We start from the raw sequence: 11,460 nt of genomic DNA on the forward strand, positions 1-11,460 counted from the left end.
GCCGGCGTCGCGCAGCTGCGCGGCGATCGCGCGCAGGCCGCTGAGGTGCTGCGCGCCGTCGGCGTGGTCGGCGATGCGCCCGGCCGGCAGCGACAGGGTCAGGTGCCAGCGGCCGTCCTCGCCAGCCTGCCAGCCGGCGCGGTCGCCGTTGTGCTCGAAGGCGAAGTCGCGCGTGGGCTGCAGGCGCACGCCGGCACGGCGCTCGATCTCCGCCAGCACCGTGTCCAGGCCGTGGTCGTCGATGGTGTACTTGAAGCGCGCGCGCTTGCGCACGGTGCGGTTGCCCAGGTCGCGCTGGGTGGTCACCACCGCGGTAGCGACATCGAGCAGGTGCGCGCGGTCGATGAAGCCGACCACGTTGGCCACGCGCGGGTAGGTCTCCGCATCGCCATGGCTGGCGCCCATGCCGCCGCCGAGGCTGACGTTGTAGCCGGCCAGCGTGCCGTCGGCGTCGAGCACCCCGATGAAGCCCAGATCGTTGGCGAACACGTCCACGTCGTTGACCGGCGGCAGCGCGAAACCGATCTTGAACTTGCGCGGCAGGTAGGCGTTGCCGTAGATCGGCTCGTCCTCCTGGCCGCTGCCGGCGACCTGCTCCTCGTCCAGCCAGATCTCGTAGTAGGCGCGGGTGTTGGGCAGCAGGTATTCGGACACGCGCGCGGCGTCGGCGTAGAGCGTGGCGTGTGCCTGCGATGCCAGCGGATTGGCGGCGACCTGCACGTTGCGGTTGACGTCGCCGCAGGCGGCCAGGGTGTCGATCAGCGCGGCGTTGATCGCCTGCATGGTCGCCTTCAGCTCGCGCTTGATCACTCCGTGGAACTGGAACGCCTGACGCGTGGTGACGCGCAGCGAGTGGTTGCCGTAGGTGGTGGCGATGGCGTCGAGCTTGAGCCACTGCGCCGGATCCACCACCCCGCCCGGGGTGCGCGTGCGGATCATGAACTGGTAGGCCGGCTCAAGCTTCTGCCGGCGCCGCTCCTCGCGCAGATCGCGGTCGTCCTGCTGGTAGCTGCCGTGGTACTTGATCAGGGTCTGATCGTCCTCGCGCAGCGCCCCGGTGACCGGATCGGCCAGGCTCTGCAGCAGCGACCCGCGCAAGCGCTGGCTGTGGTGCTTGATGTCTTCGACGGAGTGGGACATTGGGTAGGGAATCGAGAATGGGGAATAGGGAATGGCAAGAGCGGGTGCGTCGGATTACGGAAAGCCCGTCGAGGCCGGCTGTTGCCCATTCCCCATTCCCGTTTCCCGATTCCCCACCTCAATAGACATCACGCGCATACCGCCCCTCTCGCTGCAGTTGGCTGAGGTAGGCGGCGGCGTCCTCGGGGCTGCGGGCGCCGTGCTCGGTGACGATGTGCAGCAAGGTGGCGTGCACGTCCTTGCCCATGGCGATGGCGCCGCATACGTACAGGTGCGCGCCGTTCTGCAGCCAGTCGTAGACGGCGCGGCCGTGTTCGCGCAGGCGCTGCTGCACGTAGACCTTGGAAGGAGCGGTGTTCCCGCGCAGCGGCTGCACGTCGCGGGAGAACGCCAGGTCCAGCCGGTGCAGTTCGCCGCTGCGCAGCGCCTGCTGCCATTCGGCCTGGTAGAGGAAGTCGCGGTTGAAGTGGCGGGCGCCGAAGAACAGCCAGTTGCGGCCGCTGGCGCCGCTCTCGGCGCGCTCCTGCACGAAGCCGCGGAACGGCGCCACGCCGGTGCCGGGGCCGATCATCAGGATGTCGCGGCTGGCGTCGGCCGGCACCCGGAAGCGTTCGTTGGGTTCGATGTACACCGGCGCGCTGTCGCCTTCGGCCAGGGCGGCCAGATAGCCGCTGGCGGCGCCGCCGTGCGCATGGCCGTGGGCGTCGTAGGCCAGCACGTCGACCGTGAGGTGGGCTTCGTCGCCGACCCGCTTGCGGCTGGAGGCGATCGAGTACAGGCGCGGGACTATCGGCCGCAGCGCCTGCAGCAGCGCGGCGTGGTCCCAATCCGCCGGCCAGCGACGCAGCACGTCGATCACTTGGTGATCGGCGAGCAGCGCCGCCAGGCCGGCGGTCTGGGTGGGGTCGAGCAGCTCGGTCAGCGCGGTCGCGCCGGCGCGTTCGGCGACCGCGCTGAGCAACGGGCGCGAGGCCCGGGTCAGTTCGCGGTGGCCGCTGAGCCACTCGTGCAGGGACAGTGTCTGCCCATCGGCGGTGAGTTCGGCGTGACCGTCCAGTCGCGTCGCGGTCAACACCGCCTCGACCAGCGCAGGCGGGTTGCGATGGCGCACGCCCAGGGCATCGCCGGGTTCGTAGTGCAGGCCGCTGCCGGCCAGCGACAGCTCCAGGTGGCGCACGTCCTTGTCGGCCGGGCCGTGCGCGGCGTAGCGCTGTCCCTTGAAGTCGCGGCCGCTGATCGGCTGGTTGGCCAGCACCTCGGCGGCGAACGGCTGAGTGCGGCTCCAAGCCGTGGCCGCGGTGCCGCGCAGCGGGGTCACCGTGGCCGACGGCGCCGCGGGCGTGTGGCGGCCCAGCACGTCGCGTGCCTGCGCCAGCGCCTGCACGCGCCATGGCGCCGCGACCGTCTCGATCTCCAGGTCGGCCTCGCCCAGCGGCAGCAGCCGTTGCGCGCCGAGTTCGGCCAGGCGCGCATCCAGGCGCCGGGCGATGCCGCAGAAATCGGCGTAGCTGGAATCGCCCAGGCCGAGCACGGCGTACTGCAGCTGCGGCAGCTTTGGCGCGCGCCGGCTCTGCAGGAACTCGACGAAGCCGATCGCATCGTCCGGCGGGTCGCCCTCGCCCTGGGTGCTGATGACCACGTACAGCAGGCGTTCGTTGCCCAGTTCGCGGGTGGGATAGACGTCGGCGCGCAGCAGGCGCACCGCCAGCCCGGCGGCTTCGGCCTCGGTGGCGACCTGTTCGGCGGCGCGGCGCGCGTTGCCGGTCTGGCTGCCGTAGACGATGCTCAACTGCGGCGCGGGCGAGGGTGACGCGGCGGCACCGGCGACAACGGCCAGCGCCGGCGTTGCCGGCCCCTGCGCCTGGGCCAGGCCGGCGGCGTAGCCGGACAGCCACCACAGGCCGGCCGCGTCCAGGCCCTCCACGGTCCGCGCCAGCAGTGCCTTGCGCTCCTCGGGCAAGGGGCTGGGCGGCAACGCGGGCGAGGCGGCGGTCATGGCCGGTCCGGGTGTTGGGAAGGGATGACCGATGTTAGGGAAGCGTTGCGCGGTGCAGAAAGGAACAGGGGTTATCGACTCATGCCCGGGGCTTATTTCTGCCGGGCGGCCGGCGCGACGCACACTGCCGCCCCGACTGCCACGACCGCTGCTACGCTTCGGTCCGGTCTCCCACTGCCTGCCGCCGCCGTCTCGATGAGTGCGTTCCCCCTGTCCCACCTCGACCGCTTAGAGGCTGAGAGCATCCACATCCTGCGCGAGGTCGCTGCCGAGTTCCGCAACCCGGTGCTGCTGTATTCGGTGGGCAAGGACAGCTCGGTTCTGCTGCACCTGCTGCTCAAGGCGTTCGCGCCGGCGCCGCCGCCGATCCCGCTGCTGCACGTGGACACGCGCTGGAAGTTCCGCGAGATGATCGCCTTCCGCGACCGCCGCGCCGCCGAGACCGGCGTGGAGCTGCGCGTGCACATCAATCCCGACGGCGTCGCCCAGGACGTCGGCCCGTTCAGCCACGGCGCCAGCGTGCACACCGACGTGATGAAGACCCAGGCGCTCAAGCAGGCGCTGGACCTGTGGAAGTTCGATGCCGCCATCGGCGGCGCGCGCCGCGACGAGGAGAAGGCGCGCGCCAAGGAGCGCGTATTCTCGTTCCGCAATGCGCACCATCGCTGGGATCCCAAGCAGCAGCGTCCGGAACTGTGGAATCTGTACAACCCGCGCATCCATCCCGGCGAGAGCGTGCGCGTGTTCCCGCTGTCCAACTGGACCGAGCTGGACATCTGGCTGTACATCTACCGCGAAGCGATTCCGGTGGTGCCGCTGTACTTCGCCGCCGAGCGCCCGGTGGTGGAACGCGACGGCGCGCTGATCATGGTCGACGACGCACGCCTGCCGTTGCGTCCCGGCGAAACCCCGCAGCTGCGCCGCGTGCGCTTCCGCACCCTCGGCTGCTACCCGTTGACCGGCGCGATCGAGTCGCAGGCCGACACCCTGGAGAGGATCATCGCCGAGATGCTGCAGGCCACCACCTCCGAACGCCAGGGCCGGATCATCGACCAGGATCCGGGCGCCTCGATGGAGCAGAAGAAGGTGGAGGGGTATTTCTGATGGGCTGGGAATCGGGAGCAGGGAATCGGGAATCGCAAGTGCAAAAGCAAGCATCGCCGCCATCTGGCGCGTCGCAGGAGACCGCTGTTTCCATTCCCCATTCCCCATTCCCTATTCCCGTAGGCGGCGACGTAGTCGCCGCCTACCTGCAGCAACACGAACACAAGCCGCTGCTGCGCTTCATCACCTGCGGCAGCGTCGACGACGGCAAGAGCACGCTGATCGGTCGCTTGCTGTACGACAGCAAGCGGCTGTTCGACGACCAACTGGCTGCGCTCGGTGTCGACAGCAAGCGCCACGGCACCCGCGGCGGAGCCATCGACTATGCGCTGCTGCTGGATGGCCTGGCCGCCGAGCGCGAGCAGGGCATCACCATCGATGTGGCCTACCGCTATTTCGATACCGACCGGCGCAAGTTCATCGTCGCCGACTGCCCCGGGCATGCGCAGTACACCCGCAACATGGCCACCGGCGCCTCCACCGCCGATGTGGCGGTGGTGCTGGTCGATGCGTCCAAGGGCGTGCTGACCCAGACCCGCCGGCACAGCTACATCGTCGCGCTGCTGGGCATCCGTCACGTGGTGCTGGCGGTCAACAAGATGGACCTGGTCGGCTTCGCGCAGGCGACGTTCGACGCGATCGCCGCCGAGTACCGCGCGCTCGCCGCGCAGTTGGGCATCGCCGACGTGCAGTGCATTCCGCTGTCGGCGCTGGAGGGCGACAACCTGTCGCTGCGTTCGGCGCGCATGCCCTGGTATGCCGGCCCGGCACTGCTCGAACACCTGGAAGGGGTGCAGTTGGACGCGCGCAGCGGCGACGGAGGCCTGCGCCTGCCGGTGCAGTGGGTCAACCGGCCGCACGCGCAGTTCCGCGGCTTCGCGGGCACCGTGGCGGCCGGCGCGGTACAGCCCGGCGATGCGGTGGTGGTGTTGCCGTCGGCGCGGCGCGCGCAGGTCGCGCAGGTGCTGATCGGCGCCGATGCGGTGCCGCGCGCGGTGGCCGGGCAGGCGGTGACGCTGACCCTGACCGAGGAGATCGACGTCAGCCGTGGCGATGTGATCGCCGCTGCCGGCGATCCGCCGGAGGTGGCCGACCAGTTCGCCGCGCACGTGCTGTGGATGGACGATGCCGCGCTGCTGCCCGGTCGCCCGTACTGGCTGAAGATCGGCGCGCGCACCGTGGCCGCCAGCGTCACCGAGATCAAGCACCGCATCGACGTCAACACGCAGGAGCGGCTGGCGGCCAAGCGCCTGGAACTCAATGAGGTCGGCTACTGCAACCTGGCGCTGGACCAGCCGATCGCCTTTGCCCCGTACGCGCAGGACCGTGCGCTCGGCGGCTTCATCCTGATCGACCGCCACAGCAACGCCACCGTCGCTGCCGGGACCCTGGATTTCGCGCTGCGCCGCGCCGGCAACGTGCATTGGCAGCACCTGGACGTGGACAAGGCCGCGCGCGCGCGGATCAAGGGCCAGACGCCGAAGGTGCTGTGGTTCACCGGCCTGTCCGGCGCCGGCAAGTCGACCATCGCCAACCTGGTCGACAAGCGCCTGCACGCGTTGGGCTACCACACCTTCATCCTCGATGGCGACAACGTGCGCCACGGGCTCAACCGCGATCTCGGCTTCACCGACGAGGACCGCGTGGAGAACATCCGCCGCGTCGCTGAGGTGGCCAGGCTGATGACCGATGCCGGCCTGATCGTGCTGGTCAGCTTCATCTCGCCGTTCCGCGCCGAGCGGCAACTGGCGCGCGAGCGCTTCGGCGAGGGCGAGTTCCTGGAAGTGTTCGTCGACGTGCCGCTGCCGGTGGCCGAGGCGCGCGACGTCAAGGGCCTGTACGCCAAGGCGCGCGCCGGCCTGATTCCCAACTTCACCGGCATCGACTCCCCGTACGAGGCGCCGGAGCGGCCGGAACTGCACCTGCACGCCGATGGCGACAATGTCGAAGCGCTGGCCGCGCAGGTGCTGGCGGCGCTGGGGTTGCAGGACTGAGGTGGCGAGGGGGGGTAATTGGCGCGGCAGGTGTCGACCGTCTCGCCGTGCCCCTGTAGCGCCCTTTGTAGGAGCGGCTTCGGCCGCGACCACGCTTTCCCGGTAACGCCCGGTCGCGGCTGAAGCCGCTCCTACAAGTTCCGCTCGTCCGACAAGCAAAATCAAGCAACAGCAACGGCTTTCGCCCTTTCGGGCGAGTTACTTTTCTTTGCTCGCGCAAAGAAAAGGTAACCAAAAGAAAGCGCGCCCTGCCTTGCGCCCTCCGCGCTGCGCGCTCCGGGTCCCGCGATGCTCACGGGGATCCGCGGAAGGGGCATCCTGCCCCTGCCGCGGACGGCGTACATCCATGTGCGCCGCCCTTCGGGTGTTTCCCCGCGATGGCCGCCGCTGCGGAAGGGAACCCGGCAAGTCAAAAGCCGAAGCAAAAGCGATAGCAAAGCGAATGCGCTGTACTTGGTGGCCGACGTCGCCTGTTGATCGTGGTGGGCACGCAACAACGCTGGCCTCCGCAGCAGCCGCGGGCGTCATTCGCGCGTGTGGAACGACTTCTGCCGGGACTTACGATACGTTGGCCGAGTTCACTGTGGGAGGGACTTCAGTCCCGACGCCTTTCAAGGTTGGGGCACAGCAGGAATCGTTCGTCGCGGCTGCATGACAGTTGATTCCTAAGACGAACTACTCCCGCCGCGCTAGCGCCTGTGTTGTCACACTGGCCGCCATCACGTGACAGCCGCGGCCGCGCATGCTTAAGTCGTCGCCCTCCTCATCGGCGAAGGCCCGTCCATGCCAGCTCTGTCCCGTCGCGTGCTGTTCTCCGTCCTCGCGCTGTGCTGCGGCGCGGCCTGCGCGCAGGCCCCCGATGCGGTGCCGACCGGACGCCTGCCGAATTGGGTGGTGCCGGAGCACTATGCGCTGGACTTGAAGATCGATCCGGAGCGCACCAGCTTCGACGGCACCGCCACCCTGCGCGTGCGCCTGGAGCGCGCCTCCGACCATCTGTGGCTGCACGGCAAGGAGTTGCGGGTGAGCAAGGCCACGCTGCGCACCGCCGATGGTGCGTCGTTCCCGGTTCGCTACACCCAGGCCGACGCGCAGGCCGGCGTGGCCCGCATCGCCTTCGGGCGCACCCTGCAGCCGCAGGAGCTGACCCTGACCATCGTCTACAGCGCGCCGTTCAATCAGCAGTTGCAGGGCCTCTACCAGGTCAAGGCGCAGGGGCATGCCTACGCCTTGACGCAGATGGAGCCGATCAGTGCGCGCTACGCCTTCCCCGGCTTCGACGAGCCGGCGCTGAAGACGCCGTTCGCCCTGCGCCTGACCGTGCCCGAGGGCGAGCAGGCGCTGGCCAATACCCGCGCCGAGTCCACCGAGCCGGCGGGCAAGGGCTGGAAGACCGTGCGTTTCGCCGAGACCGTGCCGCTGCCGACCTACCTGGTGGCTTACGCGGTCGGGCCGTGGGACGTGGTCGACGGGCCGGCATTGCCGGCCACGCCGCAGCGCCCGCAGTCCACCCCCTTGCGCGGCGTCGCTGCACAAGGACAGGGCCCGCGCATCCGGCGCGCGCTGCAGCAGACGCCGGAGATCATCACCGCGCTGGAGGACTACTACGACTTCGGCTATCCGTTCGACAAGCTGGATCTGGTGGCCGCGCCGGACTTCTCCGCCGGCGCGATGGAGAACCCCGGGTTCGTCACCTTTCGCGACTGGCTGCTGTTGCTGGACGACCATTCGCCGCGGCACAACGTCGAGGGCTCGTTCAACGTCACCGCGCACGAACTGGCGCACCAGTGGACCGGCGACACGGTGACCATGGCCTGGTGGGACGACCTGTGGCTCAACGAGGCCTTCGCCACCTGGATGCAGCAGAAGATCACCATGCGCCTGCGCCCGCAGTACCGCGCCGACCTGGACCGCATCAGTGCCGCGCATGACGCGATGAACAACGACAGCCTGGTCAGCGCGCGCAAGATCCGCCAGCCGATCACCGGCAACGGCGACATCGAGACCGCCTTCGACAGCATCACCTACCGCAAGGGCGCCGCGGTGCTGGGCATGTTCGAACAGTTCGTCGGCGAGGATACCTTCCGCAGCGGCATGCGCAGCTACATTCGCGCGCACCGCTTCGGCAACGCCACCGCCGACGACCTGGTCGATGCGATCGCCGCCGCGGCCGGCAAGGGCGAGGACGTCAAGGCCGCATTCCGCAGCTTCCTCGATCAGCCGGGCGTGCCCTATCTGCAAGCGCAGCTGCAGCCCGAGGCGGGCGGCGCGGTGCTGCACCTGCACCAGCAGCGCTTCCTGCCGCTGGGCTCGCGCGGCAACGCCGCACAGACCTGGGGCGTGCCGGTGTGCGTCAAGTACGGCACGCGCCAGGGCGTGCGCCGCGCCTGCCAGATGCTGTCCGCCAGCGACGGCCGCCTCGCGCTCGCTGGTGCCGATGCCGACAGCTGGGTGATGCCGAATGCCGGCGGCACCGGCTACTACCGCTTCGCCCTGCCCAAGCCGCAGCTGGCCGCGCTCGGCCGCCATCTCGATGCGCTCGACGATGCCGAGAAGCTGGCCTATGCCGATGCCATCGACAGCGCGTTCCGCACCGGCGAGGCCGATACCGCGGACGTGATCGCGGCGATGCAGCAACTGGCGCCGGCCAAGGCCACGGCGGTGGCCACCGCGATGAACGACCGCATCGCCTGGATCTGGCGGGTGCTGGCGCGCGACGAGGCGCAGCGCGCCATGCTGCGCCAGGCCACCGACGCCGCGTTCGGCGCACGCCTGCAGGCGCTGGGCGATCGGCGCCGCGCCGGCGACAGCGATGACGACGTGGCGCTGCGCTCCAACCTTGCCGAACTGCTCGGGGTGACCATGGGCGTGCCGGCGGTGCGGCAGGCGCTGCTGGCCCAGGGCGATGCGGTGCTGGTCGGCAAGGGCGGTGCGCTGGATTTCGCCGCCGCCAACCCGGATCTGCTTGGCGCAGCGCTGACGGTGGCGGTGCAGGCGCGCGGCGCGCCCGCGGTGGACGCATTGATCGCGGCCCTGCGCGGTCACGGCGAACCGGCCCAGCGCAACGCGATGATCGAAGCGCTCGGCGCCGTGCAGGATCCGCAGCAGGTGCAGAAGGTGCGCGATTTCGCCCTGACCGATGCGATCAAGGTTGGCGAGATGAACAGCCTGCTGATGGGCGCGCATGCCGAGCCGGCCACGCACGCCTCGATGTGGCCCTGGTACACCGCGCACTTCGATCGCATCGTGGCGCGCTCCGGTTCCTTCGACGGCGGTCGCTTGCCGGCCCTGGCGGCCAGCGGTGGCTGCGATGCCGCCGAAGCGGACCGGCTGGAGGCGTTCTTCACGCCGCGCCTGAAGGCACTCAGCGGCGCCGACCGCGGCCTTGCGCAGACCGCCGAGACGATTCGCCTGTGCAGTGCGCTGCAGGCGCGACAGCGCGCCGCTTTTTCGCCGCACTGATTGCAGTTGCCAGGTCCCTGCGCCGCCCGCATGCTATGCGGCACGCACTCGCGCGGCAGGCGCAGGGATGGCGGATTCGGTGGCGGACGACGCTGCCGGGCAACGTTCAGGGGGAACGCATGGATCCGAAGCTGCATGACGTGTTGGCCAGAACCAATGTGGCCGAACTGGTCCAACCGGCGTGCGCCGAACAGGTGACGCATCAGCCGGTGCAGCCCGAGCCAGCGCCGCCGCCGCCGCCCAGATACGCCACCTCCGATCCGTTCCAGTACCACCTGGCCAGCACAGAGGTCGTCGGCAAATTAGCCGAGGGGCGTACGTCGCCGGCGCTGCGCTTTTTCGGCTGGCTGGTGTTCGGACTGCCGATGGCCTCGTTCGGATTGATGATGCTGCACGCGATCTGGTATGACGCGTCGGCACATGCCCTGTATGTGCCGCACACCCTGGGGCAGGCGGTGCGCATGCTGCTTGGGACTGCATCGGCGCTTGCCTTCGTGGTGGCCTATCCGTACTTCACCCGGCGTCGTACCGGCAAGACTGATTGAGCGGCCCAAGCCGCGCCACGCGTGCGCTGCGTCTCATCGCGCAGCGCATGCGTTGGCCGGCAAGGGTCGTCGGTCATGGTCGCGACGTGTCAACGCCCGTCACGCCAGGCCGTTAGACTGGGTCGAACTCCACGCGTCCGGGATCTCCATGCCGCACCGACCACGCGCCGGCGTCCGCCTGGTGTGCCTTCTGTTGTCCTCGCTCGCGCTCGTGCTCGCCGGTTGCGGCAAGGCCCCGGCGCCGGCCGCGGCCAGTGCCGCGATTCCGGTGACGCTGCAGACGGTGCAGCCCCGTGAGTGGAACGACAGCCTGGCCGCGCTGGGCACGGTCAAGGCCCGCGAGTCGGTGACGCTGACCGCCAAAGTCAGCGAGATCGTGGAGCGCGTGCATTTCGAGAGTGGCCAGGAAGTGGCGGCCGGCGCGCCGCTGGTGACGCTGCGCGGGCAGGGTCAGCAGGCGGCGTTGCGCGAGGCCGAGGCCACCTACACCGAGGCCGAGCAACTGTATCGGCGGCAGAGCGAACTGGTCGGGCGGCAACTGGTGTCGCGCGCGCAACTGGACACGCAACGCGCGCTGCGCGATGCCGCGCAGGCGCGGGTGCTGCAGATGCGCGCGGAGATCGGCGACCGCAGCGTGCGCGCGCCGTTCGCCGGCGTGCTCGGCCTGCGCCAGGTCAGCCCCGGCGCGCTGCTGACGCCCGACGCGACCATCGCCACGCTCGACGACGTGGCCCAGGTCTACGTGGATTTCCAGGTGCCGGAGGCGGCGCTGTCGACGGTGAAGGCGGGCGATGCCGTCGGCGGCCGCAGCGTGGCGTATCCGGGCCGCGCCTTCGACGGCAAGGTCGCCACCGTGGACGCGCGCGTGGACAGCGCCACCCGCGCGGTCACCGTGCGCGCGGCTTTCGACAATGCCGACCGCGCGCTGCGCCCGGGCATGCTGATGGACGTGCGCCTGTATCGGCCCGCCCGGCAGGCGCTGGTGATCCCGGAGATCGCGGTGGTGCAGGTGGGGCGCGACGCTTTCGTCTATCGCGTCGGCGTCGACGCCACCGTGGCGCGCGCCGACGTGCGCACCGGCGCGCGCCGCGACGGCCTGGTCGAGATCGTCGACGGCCTGCAGCCCGGCCAGCGCATCGTGGTCGAGGGCACCGGCAAGCTGCGTCCGGGCGTGGCCGTGGTCGATGCCGCCGCCGGCATGAACGGCGGCGGCGCGCGC

General features: G+C 70.1%; 7 protein-coding genes. 5 read left to right on the top strand and 2 right to left on the bottom strand.

Translation table 11 applies throughout. The features are described from left to right. Both D588_RS0105890 and D588_RS0105895 read right to left on the bottom strand, forming a co-directional pair. Nucleotides 1-1,140 (bottom strand): NADPH-dependent assimilatory sulfite reductase hemoprotein subunit (locus tag D588_RS0105890; protein ID WP_017915319.1); only part of this gene is annotated, 1,140 nt, incomplete at its 3' end. Between the two features lie 118 nt (nt 1,141-1,258). Continuing rightward, nucleotides 1,259-3,136 (bottom strand): assimilatory sulfite reductase (NADPH) flavoprotein subunit, encoded by a 1,878-nt coding sequence (locus tag D588_RS0105895; protein WP_017915320.1) that lies wholly within the window; start codon nt 3,134-3,136, stop codon nt 1,259-1,261. A gap of 195 nt (nt 3,137-3,331) precedes the next feature. On the opposite strand from D588_RS0105895, the gene cysD reads away from it, so the two are divergent. From cysD to D588_RS0105920, 5 genes are all read left to right on the top strand, one after another. Beyond that, the gene (cysD, locus tag D588_RS0105900; RefSeq protein WP_017915321.1) at nt 3,332-4,240 is read left to right on the top strand and encodes a sulfate adenylyltransferase subunit CysD; all 909 of its coding nucleotides are present in this window, start codon (nt 3,332-3,334) and stop codon (nt 4,238-4,240) included. After that, nucleotides 4,240-6,234, top strand: a complete 1,995-nt coding sequence (gene cysN / locus D588_RS0105905) for a sulfate adenylyltransferase subunit CysN (RefSeq protein ID WP_081613486.1) — start codon at nt 4,240-4,242, stop codon at nt 6,232-6,234. Before cysD ends, cysN begins: the two co-directional genes overlap by 1 nt. A 783-nt stretch (nt 6,235-7,017) precedes the next feature. Beyond that, a complete protein-coding gene (locus D588_RS0105910) occupies nt 7,018-9,696 on the top strand; it encodes a M1 family metallopeptidase (protein WP_026143424.1) in 2,679 nt (892 codons plus the stop codon). Between the two features lie 119 nt (nt 9,697-9,815). Then, on the top strand, nt 9,816-10,241 hold the full coding sequence (locus D588_RS0105915; RefSeq protein ID WP_017915324.1) for a hypothetical protein: 426 nt from the start codon (nt 9,816-9,818) through the stop codon (nt 10,239-10,241). A gap of 148 nt (nt 10,242-10,389) precedes the next feature. Beyond that, on the top strand, nt 10,390-11,460 hold a 1,071-nt coding region (locus tag D588_RS0105920), incomplete at its 3' end, for an efflux RND transporter periplasmic adaptor subunit (protein WP_017915325.1).

Origin of the sequence: Xanthomonas sp. SHU 308 (genome assembly GCF_000364645.1) — a bacterium.
Classification (GTDB): domain Bacteria; phylum Pseudomonadota; class Gammaproteobacteria; order Xanthomonadales; family Xanthomonadaceae; genus Xanthomonas_A; species Xanthomonas_A sontii.